Raw genomic sequence first — 17,282 nt, forward strand, 5'->3', positions numbered from 1 at the left:
GATTCCAATGTTGGCGGTATGACGGCAGCAATGTGCTATGAATATGCCTTCGCATGGGTATCGTATCGCAAGCGGGTCATTTGTCATTAACCAGCGTCACGAAAACGATCGTCATGCGGCGAATTAGCGCGCGCTTTCCGAATGTCGCAATTGCATGCGTTGATGTAGCGCCGTAATGCGGCCATCGCCGGTAGGCTGATAGAACACCGTGTAGCGCTTCACCGTGGCCGCGAAGGCTTCCGCGTCGGCATCCTTCTTCACTTCGAACGAGTCGAAACCGGCGCGCAACATGATGACAAATTGGTCGCGCAAGACCTGGCCGGTGGCACGCAACTCGCCCTTGTACCTGTAACGCTCACGCAGCAGACGCGCCTGGCTGTAGGCACGGCCATCGCGGAACGACGGGAACGCCAGCGCGACCACCGCGAGCTTGTCGAGATAAGGCACCAGCTCTTCCGGATCGCGGTTGTTCGGCCAGATCACACCGGTCGGGTTGCTCCGCTTTAGCAGCACCTCCGGGTCGGCGAGAAAACGCGCGGCCGGAATCAATGCCGCCCCGTCGACCGGAATCTCCGCATCGTCGGCCACGTGAATATAGCCGTCGGCAACGATCTTGCCTTGCTTAACGAGTGGCATAAACGCGCTCCTTGAACGGCTCGACGCCGAGGCGTTCAACAGTCTGGACAAACAATTCATCCGGCCGAGCACGCAGTGCCAGGTAGGCTTCTACGATATCCTCAATGACGTCAGCAACCTCGGCAAAAGGCACTGCCGGTCCGATTAGCGTGCCGACCACGGCATGCTCGTCCGCACGGCCCCCTATTGTGATCTGGAAGAACTCCTCGCCATTCTTCTCGACGCCGAGAATGCCGATATGGCCGACATGGTGATGGCCGCAGGCATTGATGCAGCCGGAGATATTGATATGCAGCCGACCGATCAGCTCCGCGAGATCGTGATTGGCGAAACGCCGCGTCAGTTCCTGCGCGATCGGGATCGAACGCGTATTGGCCAGCGAACAGTAGTCGAGGCCAGGGCATGCGATGATGTCAGTGACCAGATTGACGTTCGGCGTTGCGAGACCGAGCTTGTCGAGCTGGCGCCACAGCGCCGGCAGGTCGTGCTTGGCCACACTCGGCAGCGCCAGATTTTGCTCATGGCCCACGCGGATTTCCCCGAACGAGTATTTGTCGGCAAGATCGGCAACCGCGTCCATCTGTTCAGCCGTGGCATCGCCGGGCGGGCCGCCCACCGGCTTCAACGACAATGTCACGATGGCGTAGCCGGTCCGCTGATGTGGCGCGACCGAGTTCTTGAGCCAGCGCGCAAAATGCGGATCGGCCGACGCGGCCGTTAACTCGTCCGGCGTGTCAGAGAGCTTCTGATAGTGCGGATAGCTGAAGCGCGAGCGGATATCCTCGACAACCTCGTTGTCCAGCGTCAGCGCACTGTCGCGCATCGCCAGCCACTCATCCTCAACTTCGGCAGCGAATTTCTCGATGCCCAGCTCATGAACCAGAATCTTGATGCGCGCTTTATAGATATTATCGCGGCGGCCATACTGGTTGTAGACGCGCAGGATGGACTCGACGTAGCTCAGAATGTCGCGGCCGTGCACGAACGGCTTGATCACCTTGCCGATGAATGGCGTGCGACCGAGGCCACCTCCGACCAACACTTCGAAGCCAGTCTCGCCGGCCTCGTTCTTGTGAATTCGCAGACCGATGTCATGCACCTTGATCGCCGCGCGATCATGGGCCGACGCAGTGATCGCAATCTTGAACTTGCGTGGCAGGAACGAGAATTCCGGATGCATGGTGGAATACTGCCGCAGCAACTCCGCCCAGATGCGCGGATCCTCCACCTCGCCCGGCGCGACACCTGCCCATTGATCGGTGGTGACATTGCGCGTGCAATTGCCCGAGGTCTGCATCGCATGAATGCCGACCGAAGCGAGATCTTCCAGCGCATCCGGCAGATCGGCCAGCTTGATCCAATTGAACTGGATGTTCTGCCGCGTGGTGAAGTGGCCATAGCCACGGTCATAGCGTCGCGCCACATGCGCCATCTTGCGCAGTTGCGGCGATGACAGCGTGCCATAGGGAATGGCGACGCGGAACATATAGGCGTGAAGCTGAAGATAGACGCCGTTCATTAACCGCAGCATCTTGAATTCGTCTTCGGTGAGCTCACCTGCGAGGCGGCGCTTCACCTGATCGCGGAATTCCGCGACCCGCTCGTTGATCAGCGTGCGATCGATTTCATCGTAAGCATACATGATTCAGGTGCCTTAAGCCGAAACCGGAAGGTCGATGGTGACACCCTGCCGACGAATCTGTTCGCGGAGGTTGCCGGGTTCGACAACGCCGTTGTCGTTGACTGCGACAGGCGCAATGTAGGGACCGATGGCGCCAACGTCATCAGCTGTGGATTCAGCAAGCAGCGCACGCGCATCATCGGCGGTGTGCACGATGGCAGCCTGTGCCAAGTCGGTGGTCCAGCCTTTATGGGCGTCGCGATAGATGACCACGCCGTCCCAAGTGCGGTTGGCCGTGACAACCGAGGGGCCGTTGATCTTGATTTTCTGTTGCAGCGGAGATGTCATTCGGCAGCCACCAATAAATCTGAAACGAGTTTGTTGATCTGAGTGGCGCGCCATGGCGCGGAATGCACCACGACGTCACCGATGATGAGAATGGCCGGACCGCCATCGATCTGGTCGACCAGCGCCGAGAGATCGTCGAGCACACCCACCGCCGCTCGCGCGTCCGGACGCGTCACGCGCGCAAACACGCCAACCGGCGTTTGCGGCGAGCGCCCGGCAGCGAGCAATCCAGCACGGATCGTGGGCGCAGCGGTCATACCCATATAAACAACAACGGTCATCTTCTCGTCGGTGAGAGTCGACCATTCGACCTTGTCGGCATCCTTTTCCTTGTGAGCCGTCAGGAAGGTGATGCGCAGCGCTTCGCGGCGATAGGTCAGCGGCGCCTCGAACATAGCCGCAGCGCCAAGGCCTGCTGTGATGCCGGGGATAATGGAGTAAGCAACACCAGCTTCGCGCAGCGCTTCGATCTCCTCGCCACCGCGCCCGAAGATGAAGGGATCTCCACCCTTGAGGCGCACGGCGCGTTGCCCAGCTTTCGCGGCTTCGATCAGCAGCTTGTGGATCGCATCCTGACCGATGCCAGGCTTGCCGACCCGGCGACCTACCGGAATGCGCGATGCATCACGGCGGATGCGATCGAGCACTTCGGGTGACACCAGCTCGTCGTAAAATACAACGTCGGCGTCTTGCAGTGCGCGCAACGCTTTGATGGTCAGGAGATCCGGATCGCCCGGCCCTGCTCCCACCAGCGTGACATGACCTTCGACAACGCCGGCCTGCTCTGCACCAGCATAAATCGAGAGATCGGCGATTTCCGCCAGCGCCTTCTCGGCCTCGGTACCGCGCCCCGCCAGCACCAGCGCGCCGATCGGACCATCGACGATGCGCTCCCAGAACCTGCGACGCAACGGAGCCTCGGCAATCTTGTCGTTGATCGGTTTGCGCCAGCGCCCGATAAAGCCGGCGAGATCGCCGATCCGCGCAGGCAGCATTGCCTCGATCTTTTCGCGCACACGCCGCGCCACAACCGGCGACGAGCCGCCAGTGCCAACGGCGACGACCACATCGCCCCGATCGACGATGGCCGGAAAGATGAACGTGGAATGCGCGAGTTCGTCCATCACATTGACGGGCACGCCGTTCGCCTTGACGCGCGCGGCAACCGCGTGGCCAAGTTCACCAGCGCCAGCGCAAAGCACCGCGATGACACCCGAAAGATCGGCGGTCAGCGGATCGCCCTCGGCATGTTCGATGCGCACTACGTCCTTGGCATCGAGCCCGGACGTGTTGCGATCGCCGTCCGTCGCATACCAGCGAATCCGCGCGCCGGCCGCCAACAGCAACCGCAGCTTGGCGCGCACGAGCTCGCCCTGCCCAATCAGAAGGATCGGACCGGTCTGCAGATCGAGGAAGACAGGCAGAAAGCGCATGCACACTCCGCTGCCCCGAAACTCGGGGTTGACTGGAATTATATTCTATATATCTCTCGATAAAGATGCGCAAAGAGAAGATTTTTACTTCTTCTGAGCGTTCTAACTATAGAATTATTACCTCCAAACACCTAGCGCCGTAGATGCTTCTTCTCGGGAACGGTCGTCTGATGCAGGCATTGCGCGGAACTGCACCTATGGATGACTCCGTTGCGCAGCAAATTCCGGACCGTTTGCCGGGCAAAACGCCGCAGCCGCCGCTCCCGACCGCTCAATCGCACACATACAGGGGACTACACGTGAACCGCTTCATTATCACCCTCGCAGCAGGCCTTGTTACGAGCCTTGGCATCGTCACTCCTGGCGCGCAGGCCCAGACGCCGAACACGCTGCTCAATGTCTCCTACGACATCTCGCGCGAGCTCTATGCCGAGATCAATGTTGCTTTCGCCAAGCAGTGGAAGGCCAAGACCGGCCAGGACGTGACCATCAACCAGTCGCATAACGGGTCGTCGCGGCAGGCGCGCTCGATCCTCGAAGGCCTGGAGGCCGACGTGGTGACCTTCAACCAGGTCACCGACGTGCAGGTGCTCTATGACCGTGGCAAGCTGATCCCGGCGGATTGGGCGAAGCGATTGCCTAACAATTCCTCGCCCTATTACTCGCTGCCGGCCTTCCTCGTGCGTGCAGGTAACCCGAAGGGTATCAAGGACTGGGACGACCTGGTGAAACCGGGCGTCCAGGTGATTTTCCCAAACCCGAAGACCTCAGGCAATGCGCGCTACACCTATCTGGCCGCTTATGCCTTCGCGAAGAACAAGTACGGCACCGACAAGGCCGACGACTTCATCAAGAAGCTGTTCGCCAATGTCCCCGTGTTCGACACCGGTGGCCGCGCCGCCACCACGACCTTCGTCGAGCGCGGCACCGGCGACGTGTTGATCACCTTCGAGGCAGAAACCTCGTCGATCCGCGATATCGCGGGCAAGGACAAGTACCAAGTCGTCGTACCGCCGACCAGCGTGCTCGCCGAATTCCCGGTCACTATGGTCGACAAATATGCGGAGAAACACCGCACGAAAGCGCTGGCCACCGCCTATCTCGAATTCCTGTATTCGCCGGAGGGCCAGAATATCGAGGCGAAGGGCTACAACCGCGTCACCGATGCCGGCGTGATGGCAAAATACAAGGACAAGTTCCCCGAGGTGAAGCTCTATCGCGTCGAGGATGAGTTTGGCGGCTGGGACAAGCTGAACAAAGAACACCTCAATCCCGGCGCGAAGCTGGATCAGCTGTTCGGCGGTGGACGCTGATTTCTTTTCCAAGCGAATAGTCTAAGAGATGCCTTCGGAGCGCCGCGTGCGCTCCGAAGCTTTTTCATCACCGGATCGATCCCCTTGCGACGCAGCGTCATTCCAGGTTTCGGGCTCTCGCTCGGCATCACGCTCCTCTATCTCGGAGCGATCGTGCTGCTGCCGCTGTGCGCGCTGATCCTGAAGGCATCGGATGTCGGCCTCGCACAATTGTGGGGCATCCTGTCGTCGCCGCGCACGCTCTCTGCAATCCGCGTCACGGTCACGATGGCGCTTGCAGCTACCGCTTTCAACGCAATCTACGGCCTGCTGCTGGCATGGGTGCTGGCACGCTATGAGTTTCCTGGTAAGCGCATTCTCGATGCGCTGGTCGATGTGCCCTTCGCGCTGCCGACTGCCGTCGCCGGTCTCGCGCTCACTGCATTATTCTCGAAGAACGGCTGGTTCGGTGCACCGCTGGATGCGCTCGGCATTCAGGTCGCCTATACCCCGCTGGGCATTGCCATCGCCATGGCCTTCACCAGCATTCCTTTCGTGGTACGCACAGTGCAGCCCGTGATCGAGGATCTCGGCTCGGATGTCGAGGAAGCCGGTCGCTCGCTCGGCGCCAATGATCTCCAGATCCTCTGGCGCGTGATCTTTCCCGCAATCTTTCCGGCCTTCCTCGCCGGCTGCTCACTGTCATTCGCGCGCAGCCTCGGCGAGTTCGGAGCGGTGATCTTCATCGCCGGCAACCAGCCGATGAAAACCGAGATCGTGGCGCTGCTCACGTACATCCGGCTTGAGGAGTATAATTACGAAGCTGCAGCCGCGATCGCCGTGGTGATGCTGGCAATGGCCTTTGCGATGCTCATCATCACCAATGCTGTGCAGGCCTGGAACCTGCGCTATCTCGGCCGGGGAGACGCATAACGGTGCGCCCGACAAGCGAACGCGCCCATACGGAATGGATGGTAACGCCTGTTGGCGCCGGTCCGGTCACGCGGCGTGTCGTACTCGGGGTCGTTGCACTGCTGACGTTGCTGTTTCTGATCGCTCCATTGGCGCTGATCTTCAGTTCGGCACTCTCTCAAGGCATCGGTGCATTTTTCAGCAGCCTAACCGAGCCCGGCACGCAACATGCGATCTGGCTAACGGTCATCACCGCACTGATAGCCGTGCCGTTCAACATCATGTTCGGTCTCGCCGCCGCTTGGACAGTGACCAAGTTCAACTTTCCCGGCCGTACGCTGCTGATCTCGCTGATTGAGCTGCCCTATTCAATCTCGCCGATCGTGGCCGGCGTCGCCTATTTATTCGTCTACGGCACGCAGGGCCTTTTCGGTCCGATCATCGAATTCATGGGCATCAAGGTGATGTTCGCGCTGCCGGCCATCGTGCTGGCCTCGATGTTCGTCACCGCGCCGTTCGTGGCGCGCGAGCTGATCCCGCTGATGCAGGTGCAGGGCACCGACGAGGAAGAAGCCGCCGTCACGCTCGGCGCGTCAGGGTTTGCGACGTTCCTGCGCGTCACCCTGCCGAATGTGCGCTGGGCCGTGCTTTATGGCGCGATCCTGTGCAATGCCCGCGTGATGGGCGAATTCGGCGCGGTCTCCGTCGTCTCAGGCAATGTCCGCGGCCAAACCACGACGCTCCCCCTGCAGATCGAACTTTTGTATCAGGACTACAATGTCGCGGGCGCATTCGCCGCAGCGACAGTTCTGACCGCCGTGGCGCTGCTCACCATCGTCATCAAACTGGTGCTGGAGCGCCTCTCGCCCGACCACGCGCAGGCTTCTGCCCGGCTGCCGGGCCACTGATCCCTTGAGGGGACTTCTCACCGGGTAGCCTTGGCGCTAAAAGGTCCCCTGGGCGCCGCGGTTTGGCGCCGTTTATGCATATACTCCCTGAAATTAGAGCAGAATTGCCGCTTCTCGCGAGAAAGACACCATGAAACGCATCGACGCCCACGGACTGCAGATCGCCCCCGTCCTGTTCGACTTCATCGCCAAGGAAGCCGCCCCCGGGACCGCCATTGCGCCGGATGCGTTCTGGGCCGGCGTCGCCGGTCTTATCAAGGACTTGGGACCGAAGAACCGCGAGCTGCTGAAAGTCCGCGATACGCTTCAGGAGAAGATCGACGCCTGGCACCGCGCCAACAAGGGCGCCTTCGACATGAACGCCTATACGGTGTTCCTCAAGGAGATCGGGTATCTCCTCCCGGAGCCCGCGACCAAGACGGTCGAGACCGCCAATGTCGATATCGAGATCGGCCAGATCTGCGGCCCCCAGCTCGTCGTGCCGCTCACCAATGCGCGCTACGCACTCAATGCCGCAAATGCGCGCTGGGGCAGCCTCTACGATGCCTTCTACGGCACCGATGCGATCCCCTATGATGCTTCTGAGACCGGCAAAGGCTATAATAAGGCCCGCGGCGACAAGGTCATCGCGAAGGCCAAGGCCTTCCTCGATCAGGCCGCGCCGCTCGCCACCGGCAGCCACACCGACGTCACCGCCTACAGCATCATTGCGGGTCAACTCTCGGCCAAGCTCAAGAGCGGCAATCTCACCGCGCTGAAGAACGAAGCCCAGCTCGCCGGCTATCTCGGCGATTTCGCATCGCCTGACTCGATCCTGTTGGTCAATAACGGCCTGCATATCGAGGTGAAGATCGATCGCAGCAGCCCCATCGGCAAGGATGACTCCGCCGGCGTCGCCGACATGATCATGGAATCGGCCGTCTCCACCATTCTCGACATGGAAGACAGCGTCGCAACAGTGGACGCCGACGACAAGGTGCTGGTCTATCGCAACACGCTCGGCCTGATGAACGGCACGCTGTCGGCGGATTTCGAAAAGGGCGGCAAGACGCTGAAGCGTTCGCTCAACGAAGACCGTGTCTACAAGACGGTGGATGGCAGGAGCCTGACACTGCATGGCCGCAGCCTGATGCTGATGCGCAATGTCGGTCACCACATGTTCACTGATGCGGTGCTCGACAGTGCCGGCGAAGAAATCCCGGAAGGCCTGCTCGACGCTGCCGTCGCCGGCCTGATCGCGATCCACGATCTCAAGAGCAAAGGCCCGATCCGCAATAGCCGCACCGGCTCGGTCTATATCGTCAAGCCGAAGATGCATGGCCCGGACGAAGTTGCGCTGACCTGTGAAATCTTCGCCCGCGTCGAGAAGCTGTTGTCGCTGCCCGAGAACACCATGAAGGTCGGCATCATGGACGAGGAGCGCCGCACCACGGTGAACCTCAAGGCCTGCATCCAGAATGCGTCCAAGCGCATCATGTTCATCAACACCGGCTTCCTGGACCGCACCGGCGACGAAATCCATACGTCGATGGAAGCGGGTCCGATGATCCGCAAGAACGACATGAAGGCAACGCCGTGGATCAAGGCCTATGAAGAATGGAACGTCGATGTCGGCCTGATCGACGGACTCCCCGGCCATGCCCAGATCGGCAAGGGCATGTGGGCGGCGCCCGACAAGATGGCCGACATGCTCACACAGAAACTCGGTCATCCACAGGCCGGCGCGACCACCGCATGGGTGCCCTCGCCCACCGCCGCGACCCTGCATGCCTTGCACTATCACCAGATCGATGTCGCCACCCGTCAGAAGGATCTCGCCAAAGGCGGTCCGCGCGGCAAGCTCACCGACATCCTGACCATTCCGGTGTCGCAATCGAACTGGGCGCCCGATGATGTGAAGCAGGAGATCGACAACAATTGCCAGGGCATTCTCGGCTATGTCGTACGCTGGATCGACCAGGGTGTCGGTTGCTCCAAGGTGCCGGACATTCACGGCGTCGGCCTGATGGAAGACCGCGCCACGCTGCGCATCTCCGCGCAGCATCTCGCCAACTGGCTGCATCAGGGCGTCATTACCAAGGATCAGGTGATGGAGTCGCTGAAGCGCATGGCGGTCGTTGTCGACGACCAGAACAAGGGCGACGCAATCTACCAGAACATGGCACCCTCGTTCGACGGCGTCGCCTTCAAGGCCGCCTGCGACCTGATCTTCGAGGGCCGCACGCAACCGAACGGGTACACCGAATACATCCTCACTGCGCGCCGCCGCGAGGCGAAGGCGCTGGCCTGATCGCAAGCGGCTCTATCAATAAAAAAAGCCCCGGCGAACCGCCGGGGCTTTTTTTGTTGGTTCGCAGCACTAGAACACCGCGATGTATTTCAGCAGCGATATCACACCGAGGATGATCACGACGACGCGGCAGATCTGCTTGGCACGGCCGTCGATCGGCAACAGATTGATCAAGTACAGAATAAGAATGACGACGAGAAAGGTAATGAGAGCGCCGACGAGCATGTGCAATCCCCCAGCCAGATTGAGATAAAGCGAACGACGTCCACCGCCGCTTGCGTGTGCCCAATCAACGCGCTCGACCTCTCCGGGTTCCACGTGTGGAACAGCCGCATATTATACCGCAGGAAATTTCGCCTTTCTGCGGCTACCTGACTACATTGGCTCGGGAAGTGCCATGTCCAAGAGTTTGCCCGTTTCCGCCCTGCTTAGATCCATCATTTCAATGATAGCCGCCTGCGTTGTTTCGATCCTCGCAACCTGATGATCATGTGTCGAACAACGTCACCGGCGTACCGCCGATACTGATACGGCCGATGCCGTTGTGCTGTATGTGAAGGTGGCATCGAAGACACTGGCGACGGAGACCTGTCAGCCGCGGCGCGCAGGTGATTATTTCCTCGGAAAGATCCGCGCGGCTTAAGCAAGGCCCATCAGCCGCGTCATCAAGTACTGGAAATACCAAAAGCCCGGCCCACCGCCGGCACTTCTTCATTGATGGCAAAGTCGCGCAACACGCGAACTACTTAAGGTAGCATCGACACCAACTCCTTCAGCGATGCGGGCGGAACCGTAAATATTTACCAATTTCCGCCTTAGATAGCCCAATTATTTTTGGGGGATTCGTTGTGCTTAATCGATTGACCGTTTCCGCTTTGCTCAAGTCCGTTATCGCCATCATGGCCGCCTGTGTCGTAACCTTCCTCGTTCTCAGCGCATGGGAATCATGGGGGCGTCTCAATGTTGCCGGGCGCATGGCAACCGTCGCCGAGGCCTCCGGGCATGTGTTCAAGGCCATGCATAATCTTCGCACCGACCGCTCCACGACGTTTCGTACCTTGAACGCCGATGTTGTGATGCAGCCGGACACCGAGGCCTATCTCCGCCGCATCCGTGGCGCAGAAATGCCGGCGATGAAATCAGCAAGCGAATTGCTGGTCACCGCCGAGTTCCCGGGCAAGGCAACGCTGGTCCCTGAGTTCAACCGTTTGATGCAAGCGCTGATCGCACTGCAGACCGAATCCTGGGATCAGATGAGCAAGCCGAAGGCTTCGCGTCGCGCCGGCCTTGCCAAGGAATTCCAGGACAACGTCGATTCCGTTCTGGCCATGCTCGAGAAGATCTCTTCCGCCCTCACCGCCGCCGTGAGCCACAACGACCCCGTAATCGATCAGTTACTGTCGATCAAGCAGATGGCCTGGCTGATGCGCAACACATCGGGCGACGCCTCCGTCATCGTGTCCAACGCACTCGCGGTCAACAAGATCTCGCCAGAGCTGCAGCGGAGCTATGTGAAGCTGACGGGCGGCATCGAGACCGGATGGAATGCCCTGGAGATCGCATCATCGAGTACTCAATTGCCGCAAGGTGTCGTCTCGGCCCTCGCTGCAGCGAAGACATCCTATTTCGATCCGCAGTATCTGGCACTGCGCGACCGTTTGATCCAAGCCGTCGCAATCGGCGAAAAGCCGGAAATACCGGCGACAACATGGACGCCGCTCACCGTCGACAAGATGAGCACAGCCGTGGTCGTTGCCGAGCGCGCGCTTGAAGAAGCCAAGAACCACGGTCTCGTGCAGTGGTCCGCCGCGCAACGCTCACTGATCCTGCAACTGGTGCTGCTGGGGACCGCCATCATGCTGGCCGTTGGCGCCATGATCACCATTACGCGCCGTGTCACCACACCGCTGCTCACCATCCGCGACGCGATGCTGAAAGTGGCCGGCGGCGACCTTGCCGTCGATGCCGGCTATGCCGACCGCCAGGACGAAATCGGGGGCTTGGCCAGCGCCTTGGAGACTTTCAAGAAACAGGCGATGGAAAAGGCCGAGATCGAGGCGCAGGAGCGTCACCGCAATACCAATGCCAGCCAGCGCCAGCAGGCTGTCGAACAGTATATCGGCATGTTCGAGATCCAGATGCGCGACACGCTCGGCGCCCTGGGCAGCGCCTCCGATCAGATGAGCACGACATCCGATGGCATGGCCGCTGTGTCCAGCCAGACCAATGCCCGCGTGCAAGATGCTGCGCGCGCCTCCGGCGAAGCCTCAGAGAATGTGCAGAACGTTGCCGCCGCGGCCGAGGAGCTGAGTGCCTCGATCAACGACATCAGCCGTCAGGCGACGCATGCGGCAGGCATCGCCAGCCGTGCAGTCGGACAGGCACAGCAAACCGACACCACCGTTCAGGGTCTGGCCGCGACTGCCAACCGGATCGGCGAAGTAGTCGGATTGATCAACGATATCGCCTCGCAAACCAACCTGCTGGCACTGAATGCAACCATCGAAGCGGCGCGCGCCGGCGAAGCCGGCCGCGGCTTCGCCGTCGTCGCATCGGAAGTGAAGTCGCTGGCCAGCCAGACCGCCAAGGCGACCGAAGATATTTCCGAGCAGATCGCCGACATCCAGAAAGTCGCCAATGAGGCTATCGAAGCGATCAAGTCGATCAGCGGCATCATCGGCGAAGTAAACGAAGTGGCCACCGCTATCGCGGCGGCGGTCGAAGAACAAGGCGCCGCCACCCAGGAAATCACCCGCAGCACCCAGCAGGCGGCCGATGGCACCCGCAACGTGTCGGACAATATCAGCGGAGTCAGTGCCGATGCCGACGCGGCGGGTGCAGCCGCTCAGGATGTGAAGGTGGCATCAGAGACGCTGGCGACACAAACGCGCCAGCTCGGCACGCAGGTGACGGACTTCCTGGGCAAGATCCGCGCGGCCTAATTGGGATCTATAAAGTGGCGCGGATTACTCCCGCGCCACCACCGGCATCCGTTCATACTTTGCCTGCAGTGACGGCGACACCGGCGACATGTTCAGCGATGCGCCGCGTTTGTCCGCGCCGCGGCCCGTGACCATCAATCCATCAGTGCCGGCGACGATATCGCCCTTGCGCAATGTGGGATCATTTTCGATTTTCACCGGCGCCAGACCGATCTGGTCTTTGCCGTTGCAGGTGCAGCCGGCCACCAGTTCGGTGCGATACTTGAATGCATTCGGCAGCTCCGAATACGGCTTACCGTTCTCGGTCGCAGCCGTGTCGATACTGCTGCCATAAACAACCTTGGTGTCACTCGCCGGACAGAAATTATTGCACGACGCCGCGCGGCTCTGACTGTCCGTGGCTGATATCGGAAAGTAACGCCCATCGCACGTACGCACGCAAAAAGCCTGACGCCCGCCGCTTGCTGCGCGAGGGCGCAGCTCCTGCACAGGCGGACCATCATGGACAAAAGGCAGCGAGATGTCCGAGCCACGGCCACGCGCTATCCCTCCGAACAATGCCGAAAAGAAATCCTGGGCTTGCGCTGGGGCGGCCTCGAGCATGACAATCGCCGCGACCGCGCCGAGAGCCATCCGTTGTCCTGAAAATCGGGCCATGGGGCCTCCAACGCGGTATCAACACGGGAATAATCGGCTCTCAGTAAAGCGACGACGCCGAAAGGTTCATTGCCTGACGGCCCGGAGCCTGCTGCGCGCCGGCAGGGCGAACCGAGATCGATGTGACGCTGCGCGGCGCCGGAGCCGTGCGCGCCTCATAGCGTGGCGCAACCGACTTCGGCAGCACTACAACCTTGGTCCCAACGCTGACGCGGCTGAAAAGGTCCTGCACGTCTTCATTGGTCAGGCGGATACAACCCGACGACACGAACTTGCCGATGGTCGACGGATCATTGGTGCCATGGATGCGATAGGCGCTGGAGCCGAGATACATCGCGCGGGCACCGAGCGGATTGCCGGGGCCGCCAGCCATGAAGCGCGGCAGATAGGGCTGGCGCGCAATCATTTCCTGCGGCGGATGCCAATCCGGCCATTCCGCCTTACGCGTGACAGTCTGCGTGCCGGACCAGGTAAATCCTTCGCGGCCAACACCGACGCCGTAGCGGATCGCGCGGTTGTTGCCGAGCACATAATAAAGCTGGGTATTGCCCGTATCGATGATTACCGTGCCCGGCGCTTCGCGAGTCATATAGCTGACTTCAGCGCGGCGCAGGCGCTCGGGGAGAGCGACATCCATATTCTCTCGCACACGCGGTGCAGCCATCACGTCCTCGTCCGGCGGAAACGCGCTTTGCGCAGCCGGCGCATAGTTCATCACCTGCGCCGATGCGCTGGAGACGAACGGCGGAGCAACGATCAGAGCGGCTGTAACAACAAGCGCGCTTGTGAGACGCGGCGAAAGCTTGCGGTTTCCAGATGATGCCTGTGACATGTGACTGCCCCGTTTGGCGACGCGTCATCGTCGTGATGACCGCGGACAACTGCGCCGAAGCCTCCCGGTTCCCTCTCCGCGAGCGTTCACCGAATGATTTGTCAACCAAGGAACCTTCACGAAATCGCGATGGAACCTTTGCGGTATGGTCGTGTTGTAGAGCCCGATCGCATGTCAGCGATCTGACGCGCGATCGCGATCTGTGCGAACAAATAGCGGCATGTCGGGAAAGCTCATGAGTGAAGTCCGCGCTTTCCCCGAAACGCCTGCAGGTACGCCGGTGCCCGAGAGCAAGATTGAGCAGCCGCCGGTGATCCGCCGTGCCGAGGTGGTAGCTTTCACGCTGGTATCGCTGCTGGTGATCACCGTGGTTGCGGTGCTCTATGTCGCCAAGGCATTCTTCCTGCCGATCGTGACAGCCTTCATCATTGGCACAATGTTGTCGCCCGCAGCGAGCTTTCTCGAAAAGCGCCGCATTCCGCGTTCCGTCTCGGCAGTCCTGATCGTTATCTTGGTCTGCGCCGGGCTCGCCTTCATCGTGGGGCTTATTTCATCCCCGCTGATGGAATGGACGACGCGGCTCCCCGAACTAGGTTCGCTGCTCAAGAACAAGCTGCATGTCTTCGATCGACCGCTGGCGCTCTGGCACCAGATACAGAGCGTGTTCGGCAGCACCGAAACGCTTGCGACAACAAAGTTCGAGTTGCCGAAGATAGATTGGGTGCAGCCCACCATCGAATTCCTGTCGCCAACCTTCACCGAATTCCTGCTGTTCTTCGCGACACTGGTGCTGTTCATCGCAAGCTGGAAAGATCTGCGCCGTGCGTTGGTGATGACCTTCGCCGAACACGAATGGCGGCTGCGGACGCTGCGCATTCTCAACGCCATAGAGAACAGCCTTGGTGACTATCTCCTAATGGTCACCACGATCAATTTCGGCGTCGGCATCGCCACCGGCGTGATCTGCGCCGTCACCGGCATGCCCAACCCCGCTGGCCTCGGCGCCCTGGCTGCGACGCTCAACTTCTTCCCGATCATCGGTCCAGTGGCAATGTTCGTGATTCTGGTCGTGGTCGGAATTATTTCTTCGGCGACGATCACCGGCGGCATGATCGCGCCGTTGCTATTCGTCGGCCTCACTTTCATGGAAGGCCACTTCATCACACCCACGATCATCGGGCGCAAACTGCAACTTAACGCGCTGGCGGTGTTCATTGGGCTGGCATTCTGGACCTGGCTCTGGGGCCCGATGGGCGGCTTTCTGGCAGCACCTATCCTGATCGTCGGGCTGATCTTGAAAGAGCATTTGATGCCGATCAATTCGCCGCAGTTGCCGCCGGATTAATCCAGCTCTACTGATGGAACCTACGGTCTAACCGGGCGTTTCTGCATTGGATTTTCAGTATCAGGGGAGCTTCGCATGGCGGATATCGATGGCCTGGATGAACTCAAGAAACTGACCGACAAAGCAACCTATAACCGCCTTCAGAAGGATCTCGCCGCCGTGAGAAATGATGTTGCAGCCCTGACCGAACAGATCACCGACGCGCTCAATGCTTTCACTGGCGAGGCCGGAAAACAGGCGCGCCGCAGGGTCAAGCAGGCCCGTGCCGACGCCGAAGACATGATGTCCGACATGCGGGAGCGCGGCAGCGCCGCCTATGATGCTGCGCATGACGCAGCGTATTCACTGGAGGAAACGCTGGAAGACAGCATCACCCAGCGTCCATTGGCTGCAGTCGGCCTGGCGCTCGGCCTCGGCGTGCTGATCGGGATGGCCTGGCGCCGCTGAGCAGATGCGCACAATTGAGATGTGATGACTGGCGGTGCCCCAGGGTGCCGTCAGTTTTCTTTTAGAGTTCGGGTTCGGGGGCTTCCATGTTGAAGGGTATTATCGACGATCTGAAGAACAGCACGGGCAACAGCATGCGCATGACATCGCTCATGGTAATAGCGGGCTTTGCTGGCTTTGTAGCGCTGTGCTTCCTGTGTGCCGCGGCTTTTATCGCGACGATGCAGCGCTACGGCATGATTGAGGCCTGCCTCACGGTCGCGGGCATCTTCCTGGTGATCGCGGCGATCTTCGCGCAGATCTATGCCACCAAACAGAAGCGCGCCCGCGAGCGCGCAGCCGCCGCGGCACGCGCAGCTGCACGGGCTGCCGCTAATGCACCGCTGATCGATCCGATGATGGTGGCGACCGGTATCCAGATCGCACGCACGCTGGGCCTGAAGAAGGTCATTCCGCTGCTGGCGCTCGCAGGTGTCGCCCTCGGCTACCTCGCCAATCGCAACAGCGCCGCGGATGAGGACGACGCAAACGAAACCGGCGACCCCGATGAGGCCGCCGGCGATTGATTCAAATTGTTCGCGTGAGGATTAGGTGACGCAGCGACCCGGCTGCAGAATCTTCGCCATCTCGCTCAGCACACTCACCGGCGGCTCGCAACCGACGGCCGCACGCTGTGGCTTGGCATTCATGGGAACCGGGCGGACGTTGATAGCTTCGTTCTTGACTGGCGCCACCGCAGGCACCGCGCCCATACGCAACAGGATCGACGTATCCGACAGACCCTGAACGCGGAACGACAGCGTCTGGCTCTGCTCGTTCTGCGCGGTGGTCATGGTACCCCGGTCGCCCTTGGCAGCACGGTTGACACCGCTGGCGGCGGTTTTGTCTGAATCGGTCAGCGTGCTCCGGAGATCATTGCCGGAAGCATACTGAATGGCGCCGAACATGGTCGCGCCTGCGACCATTCCCAAAACCAAGCTGGATACCTTTGACATGTGAGCCTCGCCTGCCCTGCGCGACGTCGTTGCGTCGCGTCCGTAATAGGAACGTGCGTCAAGGCTCTAGGTTCAAGAACGGGGATCACTTAACCGTGTGTTAAATAATTTGCGATTGCCGGGAACGGTTTCCATCGGCGGGCGTCGTCTTGACAGCCGGTCGTCCCCTGCCCCAATTGACCGGCGACGCGGGGTGTAGCTGTGGTGATGCCAGCTACACCTCGCATTATGCTATTGATATAATTTACATAATTTAAAGTTTCAATTAGATCTAAGGGCGTGCCTACCTTCCGTCCCAGCTGCAATTTTGCACCGCGTTGGTCAGTGGACCCAAGTTTAGCGCGAGATGCCGCTCAAAGCTCGGGGAAGCAACCTTGGTCACTCATCCCAGCCTGAGATCATATTCCTCTCCGCATGTTCACAGCATTGATTGCGCTTCATCGGGGATGTCTGTTTTTCGTCAGTGCCAGACGTTCTGCACAATGCTCAGACGTCCGCTAATGGGATGGACCGGCTGCTTCCCCCGCGCGGCAGTCGGCCTAGACTGCTGCGTTTCAACCGGAGAAGCAGCCCATGGATACGACCATTGCGCCCCTCGCCTCGATCGGCATCGATATTGGTAAG

Annotated in this window: 16 protein-coding genes; 8 read left to right on the forward strand and 8 right to left on the reverse strand. The window is 60.3% G+C overall.

Translation table 11 applies throughout. From position 1 onward, the window contains the following. Nucleotides 1-123 precede the first annotated feature (123 nt). From CIW50_RS20780 to cysG, 4 genes are read right to left on the reverse strand one after another with little or no spacing between them, the layout of a single operon-like run. Complete coding sequence (locus CIW50_RS20780) at nt 124-636, reverse strand: DUF934 domain-containing protein (RefSeq protein ID WP_149533082.1); 513 nt, start codon at nt 634-636, stop codon at nt 124-126. After that, complete coding sequence (locus CIW50_RS20785) at nt 623-2,278, reverse strand: nitrite/sulfite reductase (protein ID WP_149533083.1); 1,656 nt, start codon at nt 2,276-2,278, stop codon at nt 623-625. Before CIW50_RS20785 ends, CIW50_RS20780 begins: the two co-directional genes overlap by 14 nt. 12 nt (nt 2,279-2,290) lie before the next feature. Beyond that, nucleotides 2,291-2,605, reverse strand: a complete 315-nt coding sequence (locus CIW50_RS20790) for a DUF2849 domain-containing protein (protein WP_149533084.1) — start codon at nt 2,603-2,605, stop codon at nt 2,291-2,293. Next, nucleotides 2,602-4,038 carry a siroheme synthase CysG gene (cysG, locus tag CIW50_RS20795; RefSeq protein ID WP_149533085.1) on the reverse strand — a complete coding sequence of 479 codons (1,437 nt, stop codon included), beginning with the start codon at nt 4,036-4,038 and terminating at the stop codon, nt 2,602-2,604. Before cysG ends, CIW50_RS20790 begins: the two co-directional genes overlap by 4 nt. A gap of 299 nt (nt 4,039-4,337) precedes the next feature. Here cysG and cysP point away from each other — a divergent pair, with 299 nt between their 5' ends. The 4 genes from cysP to CIW50_RS20815 all read left to right on the forward strand — a co-directional run bounded on the left by cysP (nt 4,338) and on the right by CIW50_RS20815 (nt 9,440). Continuing rightward, the gene (gene cysP, locus CIW50_RS20800) at nt 4,338-5,351 is read left to right on the forward strand and encodes a thiosulfate ABC transporter substrate-binding protein CysP (protein ID WP_149533086.1); all 1,014 of its coding nucleotides are present in this window, start codon (nt 4,338-4,340) and stop codon (nt 5,349-5,351) included. An 84-nt stretch (nt 5,352-5,435) separates the two neighbouring features. Beyond that, entirely contained in the window at nt 5,436-6,263 is an 828-nt protein-coding gene (gene cysT, locus CIW50_RS20805; RefSeq protein WP_149533087.1) for a sulfate ABC transporter permease subunit CysT, read from the forward strand. 38 nt (nt 6,264-6,301) lie between these two features. Beyond that, nucleotides 6,302-7,150, forward strand: a complete 849-nt coding sequence (cysW, locus tag CIW50_RS20810; RefSeq protein ID WP_149533114.1) for a sulfate ABC transporter permease subunit CysW — start codon at nt 6,302-6,304, stop codon at nt 7,148-7,150. Nucleotides 7,151-7,280: 130 nt separating this feature from the next. Next, nucleotides 7,281-9,440: a malate synthase G gene (locus CIW50_RS20815; protein WP_149533088.1), complete on the forward strand. Its 2,160-nt coding sequence runs from the start codon at nt 7,281-7,283 to the stop codon at nt 9,438-9,440. A gap of 69 nt (nt 9,441-9,509) precedes the next feature. Here the strand turns inward: CIW50_RS20815 and CIW50_RS20820 are convergent, their stop codons facing one another. Beyond that, nucleotides 9,510-9,665, reverse strand: coding sequence for a Thivi_2564 family membrane protein (locus CIW50_RS20820; RefSeq protein WP_149533089.1), 156 nt, complete (start codon nt 9,663-9,665; stop codon nt 9,510-9,512). A gap of 623 nt (nt 9,666-10,288) precedes the next feature. Here CIW50_RS20820 and CIW50_RS20825 point away from each other — a divergent pair. Next, nucleotides 10,289-12,382, forward strand: a complete 2,094-nt coding sequence (locus tag CIW50_RS20825; protein WP_149533090.1) for a methyl-accepting chemotaxis protein — start codon at nt 10,289-10,291, stop codon at nt 12,380-12,382. Nucleotides 12,383-12,406: 24 nt separating this feature from the next. Here the strand turns inward: CIW50_RS20825 and CIW50_RS20830 are convergent, their stop codons facing one another. Both CIW50_RS20830 and CIW50_RS20835 read right to left on the reverse strand, forming a co-directional pair. Beyond that, nucleotides 12,407-13,015, reverse strand: coding sequence for a DUF2865 domain-containing protein (locus tag CIW50_RS20830; protein ID WP_502707516.1), 609 nt, complete (start codon nt 13,013-13,015; stop codon nt 12,407-12,409). Between the two features lie 64 nt (nt 13,016-13,079). After that, complete coding sequence (locus tag CIW50_RS20835) at nt 13,080-13,871, reverse strand: L,D-transpeptidase (RefSeq protein ID WP_149533092.1); 792 nt, start codon at nt 13,869-13,871, stop codon at nt 13,080-13,082. 235 nt (nt 13,872-14,106) lie between these two features. On the opposite strand from CIW50_RS20835, the gene CIW50_RS20840 reads away from it, so the two are divergent. The 3 genes from CIW50_RS20840 to CIW50_RS20850 all read left to right on the forward strand — a co-directional run bounded on the left by CIW50_RS20840 (nt 14,107) and on the right by CIW50_RS20850 (nt 16,229). Continuing rightward, a complete protein-coding gene (locus CIW50_RS20840) occupies nt 14,107-15,216 on the forward strand; it encodes an AI-2E family transporter (protein ID WP_149533093.1) in 1,110 nt (369 codons plus the stop codon). 75 nt (nt 15,217-15,291) lie between these two features. After that, on the forward strand, nt 15,292-15,663 hold the full coding sequence (locus tag CIW50_RS20845; protein ID WP_149533094.1) for an ElaB/YgaM/YqjD family protein: 372 nt from the start codon (nt 15,292-15,294) through the stop codon (nt 15,661-15,663). 86 nt (nt 15,664-15,749) lie between these two features. Continuing rightward, a complete protein-coding gene (locus CIW50_RS20850) occupies nt 15,750-16,229 on the forward strand; it encodes a phage holin family protein (protein WP_149533095.1) in 480 nt (159 codons plus the stop codon). 21 nt (nt 16,230-16,250) lie between these two features. Here CIW50_RS20850 and CIW50_RS20855 read toward each other — a convergent pair whose 3' ends face one another. Beyond that, nucleotides 16,251-16,658 (reverse strand): hypothetical protein, encoded by a 408-nt coding sequence (locus tag CIW50_RS20855; protein WP_149533096.1) that lies wholly within the window; start codon nt 16,656-16,658, stop codon nt 16,251-16,253. Nucleotides 16,659-17,282: the final 624 nt, after the last annotated feature.

It is taken from the genome of Tardiphaga sp. P9-11, assembly GCF_008329525.1.
Classification (GTDB): Bacteria; Pseudomonadota; Alphaproteobacteria; order Rhizobiales; family Xanthobacteraceae; genus Tardiphaga.

What these genes read in the sequence shown, in the direction of transcription:
- CIW50_RS20780 (WP_149533082.1), bottom strand. Translation starts at nt 636, where the DNA reads ATGCCACTCGTTAAGCAAGGCAAGATCGTTGCCGACGGCTATATTCAC.
- CIW50_RS20785 (WP_149533083.1), bottom strand. Translation starts at nt 2,278, where the DNA reads ATGTATGCTTACGATGAAATCGATCGCACGCTGATCAACGAGCGGGTC.
- CIW50_RS20790 (WP_149533084.1), bottom strand. Translation starts at nt 2,605, where the DNA reads ATGACATCTCCGCTGCAACAGAAAATCAAGATCAACGGCCCCTCGGTT.
- cysG (WP_149533085.1), bottom strand. Translation starts at nt 4,038, where the DNA reads ATGCGCTTTCTGCCTGTCTTCCTCGATCTGCAGACCGGTCCGATCCTT.
- cysW (WP_149533114.1), top strand. Translation starts at nt 6,302, where the DNA reads ATGGTAACGCCTGTTGGCGCCGGTCCGGTCACGCGGCGTGTCGTACTC.
- CIW50_RS20815 (WP_149533088.1), top strand. Translation starts at nt 7,281, where the DNA reads ATGAAACGCATCGACGCCCACGGACTGCAGATCGCCCCCGTCCTGTTC.
- CIW50_RS20820 (WP_149533089.1), bottom strand. Translation starts at nt 9,665, where the DNA reads ATGCTCGTCGGCGCTCTCATTACCTTTCTCGTCGTCATTCTTATTCTG.
- CIW50_RS20830 (WP_502707516.1), bottom strand. Translation starts at nt 13,015, where the DNA reads ATGGCTCTCGGCGCGGTCGCGGCGATTGTCATGCTCGAGGCCGCCCCA.
- CIW50_RS20835 (WP_149533092.1), bottom strand. Translation starts at nt 13,871, where the DNA reads ATGTCACAGGCATCATCTGGAAACCGCAAGCTTTCGCCGCGTCTCACA.
- CIW50_RS20840 (WP_149533093.1), top strand. Translation starts at nt 14,107, where the DNA reads ATGAGTGAAGTCCGCGCTTTCCCCGAAACGCCTGCAGGTACGCCGGTG.
- CIW50_RS20845 (WP_149533094.1), top strand. Translation starts at nt 15,292, where the DNA reads ATGGCGGATATCGATGGCCTGGATGAACTCAAGAAACTGACCGACAAA.
- CIW50_RS20850 (WP_149533095.1), top strand. Translation starts at nt 15,750, where the DNA reads ATGTTGAAGGGTATTATCGACGATCTGAAGAACAGCACGGGCAACAGC.
- CIW50_RS20855 (WP_149533096.1), bottom strand. Translation starts at nt 16,658, where the DNA reads ATGTCAAAGGTATCCAGCTTGGTTTTGGGAATGGTCGCAGGCGCGACC.